This is a genomic window from Mucilaginibacter sediminis, from assembly GCF_051903035.1.
Taxonomy (GTDB): domain Bacteria; phylum Bacteroidota; class Bacteroidia; order Sphingobacteriales; family Sphingobacteriaceae; genus Mucilaginibacter.
In genome coordinates this window covers 2,974,743-2,993,475 of record NZ_CP170602.1, presented here as the reverse complement: position 1 = coordinate 2,993,475, position 18,733 = coordinate 2,974,743, and the positions used below count along the sequence as shown (strand labels likewise).

Below are 18,733 nucleotides of genomic sequence, written 5' to 3'. Positions count from 1 at the left end.
AGGGCCTTTCAGGGTGAAAAATATAGTTTCAGTATTTATTTGGCCATTAGATTTTTAAGTGCCCAACTTAGGTATTAAATCTATCTGCTCATCCTCCGATTTTCTGATAATGCCTAAAATGATGCTATCGAGTTCATGTACCGATACGGAAATAAAATTAAGTACCTGATCATAATCCTTTGATTGGGTATTTTCATCAACCAATAAATCAAGCAGGCCCATGAGCCGGGCAACCGGGGTTCGTACAGTGTGGGCCTGGGTCCAGGCTATTTCTTTGAGTTTTATATTTTGTTTTTCGATAGCATTTACGTGGTTTTTTGTTTGGGTAACATCGCGCTCGATAGAGATCCAATGGGTTGTTTTGCCCGCTGAGTCCTTAACTGGTGATACCGACTTACTACTCCAGAAACGTTCGCCATTCTTTTTAAAGTTAATTACCTCAACTTCAAATGCTGCATGCAGATCGAAGGTATTTATTAAGTTATTTTGACCAGCCGCCGCCGCATTATTACCCCATAAAATATCGGTTACAGCCCCAATCGCTTCCTGCCGGGTGTAGCCGGTAATATTGGTAAATGCCTCGTTTGCGTATACTAATTTTCTTTGCAGGTTTTCATTGGCTTCGGCCTCAAAAATCAAAACCGCGTCTGTCGCATAATTCAATACCGATTCGGTAAGGCGCAGCCATTGTTCTTCTTCTTTTTGGCGTGTAATATCCTGCATGGCGCCAATAACCCGTATAGGTTTGCCGTTTGCCTCCCTAATTATTAAAGCCCGGTCAAGTATATGTTTGTATTTGCCATCGGCGCATAAAAACCGGTAATCAAGCTGTAAGTGATTGTTTTTGCCTGTAAATGCCCGGGTAAGGCCCCCGGTAACTTTTTCGGCATCGTCGGGGTGCAGCTTGGTGTTCCACCAGTTGGTTACATTGGCAACTTCGCTTAATTTGTACCCAAAGGCCTGGTTCATACCATAGTTGTACTGAATGGTATCGTTAATGATATCCCAGTCCCAGATGGTATCGCTCGTGGCCTGTGCAACCGTTTCGTACCTGTTGTTACTTTGCTGCAGCCCGTTAAAAAGCGTAGGTAAAAGTTGCGCAGTAACAGCACTTAAAATAATAAGGTTTATTGATACGGCTATCCACGAGCCAAGACTGTATTGTAAGGCAATACCATCAGATAAAAGTTTAAAGTGAATGCAAATACCTATCGAAATGCAAATACCTATGTTGATGTAAACTGTACAAAATGGCCGTGTACCCGGAAATATAAGTAAACAAAAAATGGTTATTCCTAATAAATAAAGCAAGCCTGGTCCGTACCAGCCAAGATAGTAAAGCAAAAACACGGCAAGCAGGTACAATAATACAATAAGCAACAGTTTACGGGCAGGTATACTGATACCATGCGATAATGCTACGGCCGAAATGGCAAACACAATTGAAAAATCAAAAACAGCAAGCGTGTAAAAATGATTTGAAATACTCATGTACCCGCCGGGAACCAGGGCGATAACGAAAAGCGGCAGCAGGTAAGTCATTATTGCTGCAAATAGTTTGTTGCTCCAGTAGGGTAGTCCATGCAGTTGTTCGGTGTTTCCTAAACAGTTGCGGTTAACCAGGGTTTTATAGTATTGCCATATATATTGCATCAATAGCGGTAAATGCCGGTATTTAGGGGAGGGCCGGCATTATGAGTGACAAGATATTAAATAAACGTAAAAACTACACGAATAAATGTACCCAGCGGGTGATTTTTTATAATATTTACATTTTATTATTGCCATTAACGATGGTTTTTTGCCCTTTTCGGGCTATTTTTAGTTTAATCTTTTATTGATAAATCCCTGATTTGATGAAAAATACGCGTTTCTGGTACCTGTTTGGGTTAATGATGGTTACCTGGTTGAACCCGGTGGCCGCACAACAAGTTGATAAATTGCCGCAATTGCTGATAAGACTTGACGATATTGGCATGAACCATTCTGTAAATATGGCCGCCGAAAAAAATGGCCCAAACAGGCTTACCTTTTTCAGTATCGTTACAGTTTGCCTGCCCATGGTACCAGGAAGCTGTGGAGATTTTAAAAAAATATCCAAACGTGAGTGTAGGGGTACACTTAACCTTAACATCTGAGTGGAAAAACTATCGCTGGGGGCCTGTTACAGGGCGCACTGCGGTGCCGGGCCTGGTTGATGAAGTTGGCTATTTTCCGCATTCAACATCGGCATTTGCTAAAAGTGGTTATAAAATAGAAGAGGTAGAAACAGAACTATCGGCACAAATTGAACGTGCATTGGCCTCGGGGCTTAAAATTACCTATATCGATCCACACATGGGCATAGCACTTTCGACACCCGAGCTTCGGGCGCTGACCGAAAAACTGGCGCATAAATATAAATTAGCTATATCAACCCTAAGTAGTGTTACTTATTTTGGCGAAACCTATATGGAAATGTGGGGCGAACCGATAGCTACCAAGAAAAAGGTTTTTTTGAATTACGTGAGCACCAAACTTAACCCCAACAAGCCAAATCTGGTGGTTATTCATACAGCCACGCCCAGCCCCGAAATGGATGCGCTGGTAGATATGAACAGCAACATGATGAATACTAAAGAGGGTAAACCCCTCACCAGCCTTCATCGCCAAACAGAACTGAACATGTTGCTATCGCCGGAATTTAGGGCGATGGATGGAAAAAAATTCAGGATGATTAATTACGCACAATTATTGGCTGGCAAAGATATAAGCATACTTAAAGCTGTTGATAATAAATAGGCTTATTTACTTTTTGATAAGGCAATTACAGCTATGCCTCCTATAATTAATGCGCCGCCTAAATACGGGGGCCAGTTAACAGTTTTTTGCTTATCAACAGAAACCTGGAGTGGACCAGCGTCAATAACTTTTTCCTTTTTGGTATAAGTAAAGCCCGTCCAGATGAGCATGATAGCGCCTATAACGATAAGTGCTATACCAATGGTTTTGTTCATGTTTGTAGTTTTAATGTTTCGCTTTTATAGGAATGGCCAGAGTTGTAAATTGTTTGCGGAGATACAAAATATAAGCTTTAGCTTTTGTGGGTAACAAACTTTTTATAGCTTAGGTACTTTATAAGGCCATAGTTATTTGCCTGCATCAAAAACTTACGCGATAAAAGTATACAGGAATGCAAGATGATTTGATACTCGAAACCATATCTGTTACCAAAAACTTTTTTGGCGATAAATCAACCGGGGTAAACAACATAACCATATTTGTGCCCAAAGGGAAGATAACCGCTATAGTTGGCGAAAGCGGCAGTGGTAAAACCACACTCCTGAACTTATTGTTTGGTACCCTGCAACCCGATCATGGCGAGGTTTTTTTTAAAGAGGAACGGGTATTGAGCCGGGAACACGGTATACAACATGCACACCAGGTAATGCGGATGGTTACCCAAAATGGTGTTGATATGAACCCCAAATCGACTGTTTGGGAAACTGTGCGTGATGGCATGCCTCCTGAAGACCACAGCCACGAAATAAAGCTGGTTACCGAAGCCCTTAATATGCTTAATATTTATCCGCTAAAAGATTATCCCTTCGGTAAGCTAAGCGGTGGCGAAAAGCAGCGGGTTACTATCGCCAAAGCCCTCATAAGCAGGCCGCAGGTTTTACTGCTTGATGAACCTTTTAACCAGGTTGACGCCTATTACCGGGAAGCCCTGCAGCACGATATCAGGCAGATTGTACGGGAGTGGAAAACAACCGTGGTGCTGGTATCGCATGACCCGGCCGAGATTTTATCAATGGCGGATGAACTTATTGTAATAAAAGAAGGCGAAATTGTTGAACATGGCCCGCCCGATAAATTATATCACTCGCCCAAATTGCTGTATACCTCGCAAATACTGGCCAGCAGCAGTGTGCTTACATCAACCCAGGCCAAAGTTTGCGGAATTAAAAGCAAGCGTAGTATTGTTGTTGTATATGCCGAGCATGTAAAAATTGCAGCCATTGGCAAAAAATGGCTTATAAAAATGATCCTGTTTAAAGGTTTTTTTGAAGAGTTGATTATTGATCATAATGATGTTACCCTGCGTGTTATGAACTACAAGAGGGGCAAATACAAAGTAGGCAGTAAGGTGAGCATAAAAATAACAAGGTACTTTGAGTTTGGGAAATGGGAGAATTGATGAAGAGGCAAGAATCAAGACCAAAAAAGTGGTAGGGTTCTGAAAATTAAAGCAAATATTGAAGTTAAAGCCTTAATAATATTATCTATCCTGCAAATCAAAAGTCCTCTCGTTTGGCTACGTGTATGCACGGTTTTTAAACACGTATCACTAAACAAAGGAGGTGCCATTTCTACCAAATCAGAAGTGGATGTAAGCGAAGGGGCCAGGAGAAACTATCTCTTGAGCGTAGCGAAAAAGCTTATGTGCCCTGCAATTCGATAGTTTTTTTGAATACAGGGCGCATAAGATTTTTCTCGTACCTCGTTCTAAATCAAAGGAGTGGCGACTTACTTCAGCAAATTCTTCCAGCTTACCTGGTCGCCGATGATTTTTTCAAGGTCTGCGCTGGCTACACGTTCCTGGGCCATGGTATCGCGGTAGCGGATGGTTACGGTATCATCCTCCAAACTCTGATGATCAACCGTTATACAGAAAGGTGTACCAATGGCATCCTGGCGGCGGTAACGCCTGCCAATGGCATCTTTTTCTTCGTATTGTATATTGAAATCAACTTTCAGTCGGTCCATAATCTCGCGGGCTTTCTCGGGCAAGCCATCTTTTTTGGTAAGCGGGAATATAGCCGCTTTAACCGGGGCCAGGCAAGGGTGCAGGTGCAGCACGGTACGGCTGTCCTGTTTCTCGTCGGTGCTCAGGTCTTCCTCTTCAAAAGCGTTTATCATGGTTAGCAGGAACATCCTGTCTAACCCTATCGAAGTTTCAATAACGTAAGGCACATAGTTGCCATAAGGTTTGCCTGTTTCCGGGTCAACCTCGGGGTCAAAGTATTGCATCTTTTTGTTCGAGAATTTCTCGTGCTGGCTCAAATCAAAATCGGTACGGCTGTGTATGCCCTCTACCTCTTTAAAGCCAAACGGAAACTCAAACTCAATATCAAATGCGGCATCGGCATAATGGGCCAGTTTTACGTGTTCATGGTAACGGTATTTGGCGGCATCGGTACCAAGGGCAAGGTGCCATTTTAAACGGGCAGCTTTCCATTTTTCAAACCATTCTTTTTGTGTGCCAGGGCGTACAAAGTATTGCATTTCCATTTGCTCAAATTCGCGCATGCGGATAATGAACTGGCGGGCAATCACCTCGTTACGGAAGGCCTTACCTATTTGCGCAATACCGAAAGGAATTTTCATCCTGCCCGATTTTTGCACGTTTAGGTAGTTCACAAAAATACCCTGCGCGGTTTCCGGGCGAAGGTAAATCAGGTCGGCATCATCGGCTACAGCGCCCATTTGGGTGCTAAACATCAGGTTAAACTGGCGTACGTCTGTCCAGTTGCGGGTACCGCTTACCGGGCAGGCAATTTCGTGCTCAATAATTAGTTCTTTAAGGCGTGGCAGGTCCTCATTTTTAAGGGCTTCGTCCATATCGTGCTGCAGTTGCTCGGCTTTGTCGGTTTTACCGTCTTTATCGTAACGGTCAATCTTATCCTCCAAAAGCTGATCGGCGCGGTAACGCTTCTTCGAATCCTTGTTGTCAATCATCGGATCGCTGAAACCATCAACGTGGCCGCTGGCTTTCCAGATTTTTGGGTGCATAAATATGGCGCTATCAATACCAACAATGTTGTCATGCATTTGCACCATGGCTTTCCACCAGTAGGTTTTAATGTTGTTCTTCAGTTCGGCACCATTTTGGCCGTAATCGTAAACAGCGCTTAAACCATCATAAATTTCGCTCGATGGGAAAACAAAGCCATACTCCTTGGCATGCGATATAACATTTTTAAAAAGTTCGTCGGTTGATTTGCTCATAATAGCTGCAAAGATACAATTTAGGCAGAAAGCTGAAAGGGGAGAATAGTAGCAAGTAGTAAGTAGTAAGTAGTAAGTAGTAAGATTTTTTTCGGCGAGTCAAGGTAAAGGTTAATGACCATCTACTTTTGTCTTGATACTTACTACTCGTAATGGCGTTCCCTGCGGGCCGGGCCATACACTCATACGCGCACAAGGCATTAGGCGCGGGCCGGTATCCGTTTCTGTCCCTAACGCAAAACCCTGGAATCGATAGGCCGTCCGTCCGCACAGGTGCCCTCACTCTATTTCGGACAAAAGCGGACGCCTCACCGTCATAAATTGGCAGAAACTATCGCCTGCTAAGCCGTAACCATACGCGTGGCGTTATTTTAGAAAACAGCCAGTAGTTAAATACCAGTAACGATATAAATACAAATGTTAAAATCAGTTTTACCGGGTTAATGTCGTTGCCGATAAAAAGTTTTGCCGAAACACCCCAGCATGATTTTAGTATAAAAATTAACAGCCTGACTATCATCGATGCCGATACATAAGCAAATACTGTATTGCTAATTATTAAGAGCCATTTTGGCATTGTTTTTTTCATGTCGTAAGCTTCAGCCTAAAATAAGCAGAATTTGGAAAAAAAAATAATGGGGTAGATGTTACCGATTACGCATTTTCTCATCGGTTTCTTCTTTATTTTAAAGAAATTTCTGTATGTTTGTAACGGGCTTGTTCTGTTTAAAAGCACTAAAAACTGTCCGCTTCCGTCCGATACCGTCCTACACCTGTGGGCGGACGGACACCAGAACAGGCCCACACCACCTTGTCCGCCCTGTCCGAAATGTACCGGGACCCTAAAGCGGACGGACGGAAACACAACCAACCACATAAACCCACCAGATAGCATGCAGCCGCCCGCTTTCCCCACTTTATTTAAATTTAAGGTAAGGGGAGGTATTTTATAAAAACGCGGTTTTTACAAATTGAGGGGCAATAAAAAAATAGGGCAGTAAAAAGTCAGGGTAAGTTGCTCAATATATTCTTTAACATATCTTTTGCTGTACCTCTTTGGGTAATTAATTGTATTGATATGGCAAAAATGTAAAATACCAGGAAAAACAAAATACCATAATACTGTTCTTGGCTTATTAAGCCTATTGCAAGGGCAATAAATATAAGTAGCGGTGCAGTTAAACTTGTGTAATAACTAAAGGTTACCAAAACCTCATCTCCCGTAAAGCTGAGCTCAAACTTTCCTCCATTTAGCCGTGCTGCAGCTTGGTGCCTCCACCTTAATTTCCAGGGATTATCGTCAAATTCAACAACACTACTTGTTAAGTTTTTAACCCTGTATTCTTCACCCTCTAACAGGGATACTATGTTGTCAATTACAACTCGAGGGGCAACATGGATAGCTTGTGTTAGTTTAAACTTTATTTTCATTGCGATAAGTGCTGCTAATTTACTAAAGTGCAGCCAATAATAAATATATGGATGTTTGACCGATTGATTGCCTGCGTAATAAACACACTGCCAGTGCCTGTGTAAATTCCTTTGCCCTTAAAAAAACATTGGTTGCCCTTTTGTAGTGTCCGTCCGCAAGGGGGAACAGGACAAAAACGGACAGGGGTGGACAGGTAAATTTTGGGTAAAACTGGTTTTAACCATGTCCGTCCGGATTTGTCCGTTAAAGAGTGGCACCCCGGGACGGACGGACAGGCTTTTTGATTAACGGAAACTTGCGTTAAGGACAGAAACGGATACCGGCATGTGAATAAGGCCTGTGCAGTATGAGTGTATGGCCTGGCACACACTCATGCCGGTGTGGGTAACGCCCTTAAAATGACACTAAAACAGGGTGTTTGCTAAAACTTATCGGGCAAAAGTTTATTGTACTATATACAACTAATTGTTGCCATGGAAACCATAGTAAAAATCATATCAACCCAATATGTAACCCATAATGTAAAACAGTTTAGGCTCGAAAAACCCGAAGGCTTTACTTTTACACCGGGGCAGGCCACCGAATTATCTATAAACCAACCCGGATGGACGGACAAGAAAAACCCTTTTACCTTTACTTGCCTTAACACCGACCCCTACCTGGAGTTTACCATTAAAATATATCCCGATAGCGAGGAAGGCGTAACCAATCAATTAAGCAAATTAGCCGTTGGTGATGAACTTATTATCCGCGATGCCTGGGGCGCCATTGAGTATAAGGGCCCCGGTTATTTTATAGCGGGTGGTGCAGGTATTACGCCATTTATTGCCATTTTAAGAGATTTGAACAGGAAAGGAGAGCTGGCAGGAAACAAACTGTTTTTTAGTAACAAAACAGATAGCGACATTATTCTTGCCGATGAGCTGAAAAGTATGCTTGGCGCCGATGCCTTGTTTTTAATAAGCAGCCAAAAGGATAGCGTTCATGACATCCGCCGCATAGATGAAGCCTTTTTAAAGGCCGAAGTAAGCGATTTTACCAAACACTTTTACGTTTGCGGCCCGGATGCGATGGTGGAGCAGATTAACGGTATTTTAACCAGGATGGGCGCAGATGCCGATTCGGTGGTATTTGAGCGGTAAGTTGTTTGGTTCATGGTTCATGGTTGATTGTTCATGGCTCATGGCCTCGGCGGAGTTTGAAACTGTTGCTTACTTTCTGCCATCTTAAGCTATGAACCATGATCCATGAATCATGAACAAAATATAATCTCCCAGGTCTTCAAACAGCCATGAACCATGATCCGTGAACCATGATCCATGAACCATGAACCAATGAACAAAACCGTCCGCAGTGTTGGTCACCTCCGGACGGACGGACACCCAAAAAAAACTAAATCGAAATACCCGATTCCGGTAAAACCATGAACCATGATCTATGAACCATGAACAACTAACAAATTCTTCCATCTCCTATCTCAAATCTCATATCTAACATCTATTTTTACCGCATGAGTATCCTGGTAGAAGCATTGACAAAAATTTACGGCGAGCAAAAGGCAGTTGATAGCATCAGCTTTACTGCCGAAACAGGCGTGCTGGGTTTTTTGGGGCCTAACGGGGCGGGTAAATCAACTACGATGAAGATACTTACGGGCTTTATACCCCAAACATCGGGCTCGGCATCGGTTTGCGGGTTTGATGTGGTAACACAATCGTTAGATGTGCGCAGGCGTATTGGCTATCTGCCCGAAAGCAACCCGCTATACCTGGATATGTACGTGAAGGAATCGTTGGCGTTTATAGCAGGCATTCACAAAATGGCCCAACCCGAGGCCCGCATTGCCCAAGTGATTGAACAAACCGGCCTTGGGCCCGAGCAGCATAAAAAAATTGGGCAGCTATCTAAAGGCTATCGTCAGCGTGTTGGTCTTGCCCAGGCTATACTGCACAATCCCGATGTGCTGATTTTAGATGAACCAACCTCCGGTCTTGACCCTAACCAGCTCATAGGCATCCGCCGGTTAATTACCGATTTGGGCAAAACCAAAACCATCATCCTATCTACCCATATTATGCAGGAGGTTGAAGCCGTTTGCGATAAAGTGATTATCATTAACAAAGGCAAAATAGTTGCCGATGATACCCTGCAGGGTTTGCGGGCCGGTAACAACAATAAAACGCTCGAGAAAATTTTTATCAGCCTCACCAATTAAATGGCATAAATGTTTCTTTATTTTTGGCGAATAATCAAACCTTATAGTGATATGAAAAAAACCTTACTTTCTCTCGCAATTTTATTTTGTGCCGTTTTAACTGTTAAAGCCCAGGACGATGATCTGTTACCACGCTTTAGCGCCGGTTTTGGTGTTGGCGTTACAACCGGCCCGCAGCATTCAGGGTTCCCGGCAGCGGGCAGCCTGGGCTTAAAAGGGGAATACCCCATAGCCGGTAGTTCTGTATGTATTACAGCATCAGTGGCATACCAGTTTTATGTATCAAAAGATGGCTATAACTACAGCTATAATAGTACCTATGGTGATAATACCACCGGCTCGATAGCTTCATTTGTACCCGTTATGGCTGGCGCAAGGGTATATGTTAACAAGCTTTTTTTTGAAGGCGATGTTGGTGCATCTTTCAACCTTAATTCTGGTAAGTCATACACTGCCCAAAAGGTTGCACCTATACTTTCGCCAAGTATTGGTTACGGTTTCAGGTTTGGGTCGTCGCAAAAAATTGGGCTCGATTTAAGCCTGTCGTACGAAACCCGCCTGGAAAAAACACAAACACCTTCCGATCTTACGGTTGTTAGCCCTTACATCAGCGGATATGGAAGCTATAACATGATTGCCTTTCACGTGGCATTCAGCTTAGGATTATAGTATCGAAAAGATTTAATGAACGGCCCCGGCGATTGACTTGCCGGGGCTTTTTATTGAATAATAAATTTACCGGGCTTAAATATAAATTATTGGCCCCAGGCTGTCGCATTTAACTGCCAGGGTACGTAACTGTTAAATAACCTCAAATCTGTATGCAAACTAAATCAATCCGTTTGTTTTTATTATTGATGCTTTTCGGGGCATCCACCCTGGTTAAAGCACAATCGGGTAATAAAATGAGTATCAGCATAGGGCCGGATGTTGGTACTCCCTTTAATACCGAACACACCTATCAGGTGCATACCCGCGATATTTACCAGGATGGTTTGGGCGGTAACATCAGGGCCGAGTTACCTGTCACCGCAGCTTTACACCTAACAGCAAGCGTGGGTTATGTGGTTTACCACTCCAATGTAAAGTATTTTTATTTAACACCCTGGCAGGGTACTATTAATAGTTCATCGGCCCCGGCAGGCCCGCCGCCTTATAAGTATATACCGCTAAAAGCGGGTTTGCGTTATTACTACTCAAAGTACCTATATGTAGGTGCAGAGGCCGGCGACGCGGTTAAAGTTCAAAACCAGGCGGTATCATCTTTTATATATTCGGGAGGCGTAGGCGCCGCAATTCCCTTTGGTATTCATCATGGTCTGGATATTGGTCTGCGTTACGAAAGCGGTTATAAAAACATCGATTCGGATTTCAAGATGGCGCAGCTGGGGATTGGGTTTGCTTATAAATATACCTTTTAAAGTGTTTGCAGGCTACCCAATGTTTAACCTTAAAATAGTGCTATCGGGGAGGCTGTGATGACCTGAATGATGTAGGAACAGGGCTTAAAAATCGCGATCTGTGAAGACAAAGATCGCGATTTTATTTTAGCTTCTATATAAATCCGAAAGCAAACATTCGAATTCCCAAATCAAAGATTTCCTCTCAAATCCTGCTCGCGCTCAATAGCTTCAAACAGGGCCTTGAAATTGCCGGCGCCAAATGATTTTGCCCCTTTACGCTGAATGATCTCGAAGAAAAGGGTAGGCCTGTCTTCAATAGGTTTGGTGAAAATTTGCAGCAGGTAACCTTCGTCGTCCCGGTCAACCAGTATACCCAGTTTTTTAAGTGGTTCCAGGTCTTCGTCAATGTGCCCAACCCTGTCTGTAAGCTCATCATAGTAGGAGGTGGGTACGGTTAAAAACTCTACCCCGCGATTTTGCAGTTCGGTAACGGTGGCTACAATATCGTGGGTAGCCAGTGCCAGGTGCTGCACGCCTTCGCCCTCATAAAACTCCAGGTACTCTTCAATCTGCGATTTCTTTTTACCCTCGGCCGGCTCATTGATAGGGAATTTTACATAACCGTTGCCGTTGCTCATCACTTTACTCATTAGTGCCGAGTATTCGGTAGATATCATTTTATCATCAAAGGTTAAAATGTTTTTGAAGCCCAATACTTCCTCATAAAAGTTAACCCACTCGTTCATTTTATGCCAGCCAACATTGCCTACGCAATGGTCCACGTATAATAAACCGGTCTCGGTTGGGTTATAGGCTGTTTCCAGTTTTTGATAGCCGGGCAAAAACAAGCCTTTATAGTTTTTACGTTCCACAAAAAGGTGAACGGTTTCGCCATAAAGCTTAATGCCGCTGGTGCGTACTTCGCCATATTCATCGCGTAGGGTTTGTGGCTGCTGGTAAGGTTCGGCACCGCGGCTGGTGGTTTGTTTAAAGGCATCGTAAGCATCATCAACCCAAAGGGCCAATACTTTTACACCATCGCCATGTTTTTTGATATGCTCGGCAATAGGATGGTCGGAGTGAAGGGGGGTGGTTAACACCAGCCTTATTTTGCCCTGTTGCAACACGTATGATGCCCTGTCGCGCACACCGGTTTCGGGGCCTGCATAAGCCAGCGTTTGAAAGCCGAAGGCGGTTTTATAATAATGGGCGGCCTGCTTGGCATTACCCACATAAAACTCAACATAATCGGTACCGTTAAGGGGCAAAAAATCAGTTGAGGTTGTTGGTTTATCTATGGTTTGTGTATGCATTTTAATTAGTGAATTAGTGAGTTATTGAATTATTGATTTGAAAAGGGCGGCGGCTTAATCCTGAATTATTGAATTGAAAGGGGGAGAGTCCTTTCAGCTTTTGCCTTTAACCTTTCACCCATTTTAACTTGATTGCAGCTACCTTTTGCCTTTCAGCTTTTACCTTTCGCCTAACCTACATTTGCCAGCTTTTATAATAATTTTCATCCTCAATCTTAATAGCATCTTCGGTAAGCATCAGCGGCCTGAAGGGGTCAATCATCACGGCAAGCTCATCGGTTGATTCTTTGCCTATTGATTTTTCGACCGATCCTGGGTGCGGGCCATGGGGGATACCACCCGGGTGCAGGGTTATCTGGCCCTTAACCACGCTTTTACGGCTCATAAAATCGCCATCCACATAGTACAAAACCTCGTCGCTATCTACATTGCTGTGGTTATACGGGGCGGGAATAGATAGGGGGTGATAATCAAACTTGCGGGGCACAAAGGAGCATATCACAAAGTTGTTACCCTCAAAAGTTTGGTGTACGGGCGGTGGCTGGTGCAGGCGGCCTGTTATCGGTTCAAAGTCATGGATAGATAGCGCCCATGGGTAATGGAAACCATCCCAGCCAATAAAATCAAAGGGATGTGTACCGTAGATGTAGGGGTAAATAAGGCCTTGTTTTTTAATCAGGATTTTGAAATCGCCGTGCTCATCATGGGTTTCCAGGTTGGCCGGGCGTTTAATATCGCGCTCGCAATAAGGCGAATGTTCCATCAGCTGCCCGTATTGGTTGCGGTAGCGTTTAGGCGCACGTATGGGGCTAAAGCTTTCGATGATGAACAGGCGGTTTGCTGTGCCATCAAACTCCATCTGGTAAATGGTACCACGTGGTATTACCAGGTAATCGCCGTAGCCGAATTTAATATTACCGAACCCGGTTTTTAAAGTGCCTGTACCTTCATGGATAAACACCACCTCGTCGGCCTGGCTGTTTTTGTAAAAATAATTGGTCATGCTTTGGCGTGGCGCGGCCAGTGAAATATGCAAATCGCTGTTAACCAGTACAGGTTTGCGGCTTTGCAGGTAATCATCTTCGGGCGGTACATTAAAGCCTATCAGGCTGGTATGTTTCAGGTGTTTTTCGCGGGCTATTTGTGGCTCAACACTATACGGCTCGCCAAGGGTTTTAACAATGGTAGGTGGGTATACGTGGTAAACCAACGAATAAAGGCTCGAAAAACCTTCGGTAGAAACCAGCTCTTCGGCGTATAAGGTACCATCGGGCTTACGGAACTGCGTATGCCTTTTAGGCGGAATTGCTCCTAATGAATGATATACAGGCATTGTGTTTTAATTGGTTGATAATAAAACGTTTAAAGTACCAGGATAGTTTCGGATGTTTTAAATATGCTTATAGCGCAAATGAACCGTATGGCAGCAAACCGGCTTTGGCAATAATTAAAAAAGAAGAGTGGAAACGGAGTTAGTATTGAGCCAGCACAGCTTTGGCAAGCATAGCATCCCTAAACGATGATGCATCGCTCATGGAGGTAAGCCCCAGGGAAAAATAAAAGTGCTTTTGTATGCTCATGGTTTATTTAATACGAAGTTAGGTGGTTTATTATTGCAAAGCAAATTTTTAGCTGGAGAAAAAGAACGGGTTTGTTTTATAACATCTCAATTTTAATTCCTCTCTTTAACCTTTTATTTATTAAGTAAACAGGAGGGGTGCGGAATAAATATCAAATCAGTTTTTGATTAGTTTATCGGCCAAATCTTCGGAGAATTTATGCGCTCCTATATCGTTCATATGTAAATCATCATGGAATAGGGTATGGTCAAAAAAACGCGGGTCGTTTTCATAGTTGATGAAGCTTACATTAGAATATTTTTTACAAAAAGAATCCATGATGGCCACCACCTGGTTGTGTGGGGCAAAGGTGAAATAGATTGGAGATATAACCACGGTTATTTTAATGCCCCGCTTATGAAGCTGGTTCAAAAAATCATCTAAAATGTCAACCCTTTGCTGTATCAGTTTTTCATATTTAAATGGTTTCACGGGTTGGTTATCCATCATATCATCAAATTTGAGATATCCTTCCACATCAATACCAAAGCCGGCTTTATGCGATGACAGGTTACCCATAATAATATCGCCTATCATTGAATTGTAGGGATAAATTTGTGACAGCAATTTAAAACGCTCAAATCGGCTGTTGTATTTTATAAAGTTGGCAACCGCCGTATTATCCCTATAAGGCAGCAGCATTGATAAGCTATTTTCTTCGGAGTTGGCAAAATCATCAGGATCCAGCTCAAGCACTATATGTTTGGGCCTGTACCGCTCCAGCACGGCCGACATGGCGGCCAGGCTATATATCATTTTAGAAGCATCGCGCCCACAATTGTAAAAAGTTGTATTAAACTTTTTCTCAAATACAGCCGGCACATAGTGGCGGCTGGCCCTTGATGAACCAAATACCAAAAAATCGGCGGTGGTTGTATTCATGACATAGGTGGTGCTGTTGAGTTTTTCTTTAAAAAAGAGGAATTTAAGCGTTTTGCCAATAGCAAAATCAAGAATGATCAACACAAGCAAAAGCAGGGCAAACTTTTTAAAGAATCTTTTCAGATCGCTGTTTTTTGGGTATTGCATGTTAAAACTGGAAATAAATAAATTGATTTTTATCAAATACACCAAAAAGCAATATGATGATCACCAGCGAGCAATAGCTTAAGTATCTTATAAATAAGTTCTTGTTATTATAAAAGGCCAGGCTTTTCAAACTCCCGTACTCTTCTATAAAATCGCTTATAAATAGTATCGATAGAAATACTGAAGCGTAAATCATTAACCAATTATTTTCGGCAATAAATAATTTGCCATGATCAAAAAGTATTTTGTGGACAATGCTGGTGGCCTGTGTAAATGTGGCAGCCCTAAAAAAGATATATGTGAAGCAGATAAACGTAAATGTTAAAAAGGTAGAGGTTACTTTTACTACCAGTTCTGGTAAGTTTTTGAATATTTTTTTGCGTATTTTTTTTGTTAAAAATTCATACGCTACAGCAATGCCATGTAGTAAACCATAAACCACGTACGGCCAGCCGGCGCCGTGCCACAAGCCGCTCACCGCAAAAGTTACCAATACTGCAAACACTACTGCAAGTTTTCCCCAGCTCCTTAATGCAACTACTATGGGCGTAAAAAGATAATCGTTAAACCAAGTTGATAATGAAATATGCCAGCGCCGCCAAAGTTCGGATATGTTTTTACTGAAAAAAGGCCTGTTAAAGTTTGTCATGAGTTTAAATCCCATTACACGGGCACTGCCAATGGCAATATCGGAGTATCCCGAAAAATCGCAATATATCTGGAGCGCAAAAAATAAAGTAGCCACAAACAGAGTAGTACCATTATGGTGGCTGGAGTTGTTGTATACCGCGTTTACATAAATTGCGAGCCTATCGGCAATTACTACCTTTTTGAAATAACCCCACAACATTCTTTTTAGTCCGTAGGTGACGTCATCGTAGTTAAAATTGTGCTTTTCATAAAACTGATGCAGCATATTTTGCGGCCGCTCAATTGGACCGGCCACCAGTTGGGGGTAAAACATTACGTACAGCGCGTAAATTCCAAAATGCTTTTCGGCTTTTTGGTTGCCCCGATAAACCTCAATAACATAGCTAAGGCTTTGAAATGTATGGAATGATAGCCCTATAGGCAATAATATTTTTAGCGACTGAACGGAATAATTCCAATGTGCAACCTGTGCTAAAAGCCGGATATTATCGTTAAAGAAATTAAAATATTTGAAAATGAACAACACTACACAAGTAGATATAATGCTTATGACGAGATAAAACTTCCGCTTGTGCCCTTCCGTCTTTTCAATATATATGGCAGCTACATAATCAATTAAAATAGTTACCAGCAGTATAAGGATATAAATTGGCACAAAGAGCATATAAAAAATACAGCTTGCAATAAGTAAAAGCGGCCACCTGAATTTATAAGGAAATAAGAAATACAGCGCAGTTACTACAGGAAAAAAAATTAAAAATTCGAAGGAGTTAAATAGCATATTGCATTTATGTATTTTTAGAATAGTAGCACCTACTATTTTTTAAATGTATGGTGTACGAAAACATTGTGGTTAACTAAGCTTCGCATTTATTGAATCAATTAACTCCTCAATATTTTTCCAGCCTTGTATTTCCTGCGTCGAAAACCTGATCTTGTATTTTTTCTCGATAGCTACAACTAACTGGATATGATTTAGCGAATCCCAGTCCTCAACATCGCTTGCCGTTGTTTCATATTTTAAAACGATACGATCATTATCCAATTCGTCTATAAAAATTTCATTTAGTTGTTTTAACACTTCAGATTTTTCCATTTCAATTTATTTTTTTTGTATAAAGCAGTTTTGGGGCGTATATTCTTTTGCGTTGACCATCCATTGGCTTCCTTCCGGCACAAAACCCAGGTTATGATAATGATCTTTTACCATGGCGTTTTTGGGTGTAGGTAAATATTCTCCCTTTAACCATGTGTAATCATTTTGCCTTGCAAAAACAATAATTGTATTCAATATAAAATTTTCCATCCCCCTTTTTAACACCCTGCAACTCATTAGCCAGGTATCAATAAACAGCACATCGTTACTTTCTTTTTTTAGTATAATTACGGCTATAAGGCCGTTATCCCCAAATTTATCTGCTAAGGTAAACGAGAAGCTAAAAATGCTTTCATGCCCAATCATTGCTGCTATATCGGCATCGGTATACCTCACCGTTCGCAGATTAAACTGGTTTGATCGTTGCGACAACTGGGAAACCCTGGGCGTGTTAAATTTATTAAAAGGTTCAACTATCGAAACCATATCAAGGCTCTGTAAAAAGTCAGCCTCATTGGTATATCCTGCTTGTGCTACTGTGCGTTTAGCCTCAACCTGGTATTTCTTTGTTCGCTCTATGTCTTCATTTGAATAGGATGCCGTTTCAAAAAGGTTTAATGCATATAAATACTCCAGGTAATCGGCAGGGTCTTCGGGCAGTTCGGGTACAGTAATGCCGGGGATATTATCCCGCACCATGGCCCTTTCAAATGGGTTGTCATCTAAAAAAACCATGGTGTCAAACCCAATGTTCAATACAGCCTGTATCTTTCGGATGTTATCTGCTTTATTGTCCCAATTGGCCATAAAAACTGCAATATCATCCAGGTGCAATACCATGTCCGGGTGTTTTGCAAAAGGCTCCATTGCTGTCTCTTGCGTGTTTTTACTACAAACGGCAATGATTATTCCGCGGTTTTTAAGCTTTTTTATCCAATATTGAAATTCTGTAAATGCCTTGCCGATGCCGATATTGCCTACCTGGATATTTTCTAACCCATCGTCGCCAATGATGCCACCCCACATGGTATTGTCAAGGTCAACAATCAGGCACTTTTTAAATTTCCCCCATATCGCTCCTATCAAATCAACTGTTCTGGCGGCAACTAACGGCAAAACCTCAATACTCAAAACCATCTCGGTATTAATATACACTGATGTTTGAAACATGGCCGGTTTGCCCACCTGGTTTTGAATGGCCGACATATCGCATAAATAAAAGTTGACGTTTTCTGCGGCGTATATCATCAACTCATAATTCAGCTTACGCAACTGAAACAAAAAAGATTGCTCCAGTTTATTGGCATAACTGCCAAATATGGCATCATCAATTTCGGTGTAGTTGTAATAAATAATCCGGGCTTTCGAGTTGTTATTTATTGCCGAGTGTAGTTTATCAATTAATGCCATCTGATCTTCGGCAAGGCAATGGTATTGTTGTGTGTTTAATTTGCCGTATTTGCCAAGTAACTTATGTGCCGATTGAAATATTATAATAACCTGGGGGGCAAATTGATACAACTCAGATGTTGGGTCAAAAACCTGGCGCTCCACCTGGTTAAAATCGGCCTCCCACATTTGAAGGTCAAAGCCTTGGTCAAACCCTGTGCCGCGTAAGGCTGTTGATAAAAATTGGGTCGCGGTGTCGCCCAATAACGCAACTTTAATAGGTGGTAACGTTGAAATGTTATTCTTTAAATTTTTTTTTAACTCCGAAAAAACCTTCATTTATGATGCCTGATAAAGCGTTGCTAAATATAAAAACTTATTTTAAATAGTTATTTTGCTAAATAATGCTTTTAAGGCTTCATGGATATAAATGGTTACTTACTAATTCCATAAGCAATTTATTGCTGATAAATAATTCTGTAGCAAATTTGTGTTTTTTAAAATTGAAACAACTTTGTTACGTAAAAAGCTATTTGTTATTGGTTTTTTAACCTTGCCTAACAATATGTTAACGTTAGGTTTATTTAATCATTAA

At 41.9% G+C, this 18,733-nt stretch carries 17 protein-coding genes; 6 read left to right on the top strand and 11 right to left on the bottom strand.

Annotated features, from left to right (window positions below):
• Positions 1-54 precede the first annotated feature (54 nt).
• Positions 55-1,653, bottom strand: coding sequence for a PAS domain-containing protein (locus tag ACFGVS_RS11845; protein ID WP_439698770.1), 1,599 nt, complete (start codon positions 1,651-1,653; stop codon positions 55-57).
• Between the two features lie 357 nt (positions 1,654-2,010).
• Here ACFGVS_RS11845 and ACFGVS_RS11840 point away from each other — a divergent pair, with 357 nt between their 5' ends.
• Positions 2,011-2,781, top strand: coding sequence for a ChbG/HpnK family deacetylase (locus ACFGVS_RS11840; RefSeq protein WP_439698769.1), 771 nt, complete (start codon positions 2,011-2,013; stop codon positions 2,779-2,781).
• A gap of 2 nt (positions 2,782-2,783) precedes the next feature.
• Here ACFGVS_RS11840 and ACFGVS_RS11835 read toward each other — a convergent pair whose 3' ends face one another.
• Positions 2,784-2,996 (bottom strand): hypothetical protein, encoded by a 213-nt coding sequence (locus ACFGVS_RS11835; RefSeq protein ID WP_090653067.1) that lies wholly within the window; start codon positions 2,994-2,996, stop codon positions 2,784-2,786.
• Between the two features lie 176 nt (positions 2,997-3,172).
• On the opposite strand from ACFGVS_RS11835, the gene ACFGVS_RS11830 reads away from it, so the two are divergent.
• Positions 3,173-4,180, top strand: coding sequence for an ABC transporter ATP-binding protein (locus tag ACFGVS_RS11830; RefSeq protein ID WP_439698768.1), 1,008 nt, complete (start codon positions 3,173-3,175; stop codon positions 4,178-4,180).
• Between the two features lie 329 nt (positions 4,181-4,509).
• Here ACFGVS_RS11830 and ACFGVS_RS11825 read toward each other — a convergent pair whose 3' ends face one another.
• From ACFGVS_RS11825 to ACFGVS_RS11815, 3 genes are all read right to left on the bottom strand, one after another.
• On the bottom strand, positions 4,510-5,991 hold the full coding sequence (locus ACFGVS_RS11825) for a glycine--tRNA ligase (RefSeq protein WP_439698767.1): 1,482 nt from the start codon (positions 5,989-5,991) through the stop codon (positions 4,510-4,512).
• 331 nt (positions 5,992-6,322) lie between these two features.
• Complete coding sequence (locus ACFGVS_RS11820) at positions 6,323-6,568, bottom strand: hypothetical protein (protein WP_439698766.1); 246 nt, start codon at positions 6,566-6,568, stop codon at positions 6,323-6,325.
• A gap of 428 nt (positions 6,569-6,996) precedes the next feature.
• Complete coding sequence (locus tag ACFGVS_RS11815; RefSeq protein ID WP_439698765.1) at positions 6,997-7,422, bottom strand: hypothetical protein; 426 nt, start codon at positions 7,420-7,422, stop codon at positions 6,997-6,999.
• A gap of 474 nt (positions 7,423-7,896) precedes the next feature.
• Here ACFGVS_RS11815 and ACFGVS_RS11810 point away from each other — a divergent pair, with 474 nt between their 5' ends.
• From ACFGVS_RS11810 to ACFGVS_RS11795, 4 genes are all read left to right on the top strand, one after another.
• Positions 7,897-8,565, top strand: coding sequence for an FAD-binding oxidoreductase (locus ACFGVS_RS11810; protein WP_439698764.1), 669 nt, complete (start codon positions 7,897-7,899; stop codon positions 8,563-8,565).
• Between the two features lie 368 nt (positions 8,566-8,933).
• Positions 8,934-9,638, top strand: a complete 705-nt coding sequence (locus ACFGVS_RS11805; protein WP_439698763.1) for an ATP-binding cassette domain-containing protein — start codon at positions 8,934-8,936, stop codon at positions 9,636-9,638.
• A gap of 51 nt (positions 9,639-9,689) precedes the next feature.
• Positions 9,690-10,307, top strand: coding sequence for a hypothetical protein (locus tag ACFGVS_RS11800; protein WP_439698762.1), 618 nt, complete (start codon positions 9,690-9,692; stop codon positions 10,305-10,307).
• A gap of 152 nt (positions 10,308-10,459) precedes the next feature.
• Positions 10,460-11,059, top strand: a complete 600-nt coding sequence (locus ACFGVS_RS11795; protein WP_439698761.1) for a hypothetical protein — start codon at positions 10,460-10,462, stop codon at positions 11,057-11,059.
• A 170-nt stretch (positions 11,060-11,229) separates the two neighbouring features.
• Here the strand turns inward: ACFGVS_RS11795 and hppD are convergent, their stop codons facing one another.
• The 6 genes from hppD to ACFGVS_RS11765 all read right to left on the bottom strand — a co-directional run bounded on the left by hppD (position 11,230) and on the right by ACFGVS_RS11765 (position 18,477).
• Complete coding sequence (hppD, locus tag ACFGVS_RS11790) at positions 11,230-12,354, bottom strand: 4-hydroxyphenylpyruvate dioxygenase (RefSeq protein WP_274212269.1); 1,125 nt, start codon at positions 12,352-12,354, stop codon at positions 11,230-11,232.
• Positions 12,355-12,529: 175 nt separating this feature from the next.
• Positions 12,530-13,687 carry a homogentisate 1,2-dioxygenase gene (locus tag ACFGVS_RS11785; RefSeq protein ID WP_274212270.1) on the bottom strand — a complete coding sequence of 386 codons (1,158 nt, stop codon included), beginning with the start codon at positions 13,685-13,687 and terminating at the stop codon, positions 12,530-12,532.
• A gap of 403 nt (positions 13,688-14,090) precedes the next feature.
• The gene (locus ACFGVS_RS11780; RefSeq protein ID WP_439698760.1) at positions 14,091-15,002 is read right to left on the bottom strand and encodes a hypothetical protein; all 912 of its coding nucleotides are present in this window, start codon (positions 15,000-15,002) and stop codon (positions 14,091-14,093) included.
• A gap of 1 nt (position 15,003) precedes the next feature.
• Complete coding sequence (locus ACFGVS_RS11775) at positions 15,004-16,317, bottom strand: MBOAT family O-acyltransferase (protein ID WP_439698759.1); 1,314 nt, start codon at positions 16,315-16,317, stop codon at positions 15,004-15,006.
• Between the two features lie 189 nt (positions 16,318-16,506).
• Complete coding sequence (locus ACFGVS_RS11770; protein WP_439698758.1) at positions 16,507-16,749, bottom strand: acyl carrier protein; 243 nt, start codon at positions 16,747-16,749, stop codon at positions 16,507-16,509.
• A gap of 6 nt (positions 16,750-16,755) precedes the next feature.
• The gene (locus tag ACFGVS_RS11765) at positions 16,756-18,477 is read right to left on the bottom strand and encodes an HAD-IIIC family phosphatase (RefSeq protein ID WP_439698757.1); all 1,722 of its coding nucleotides are present in this window, start codon (positions 18,475-18,477) and stop codon (positions 16,756-16,758) included.
• Between the last annotated feature and the right edge of the window lie 256 nt (positions 18,478-18,733).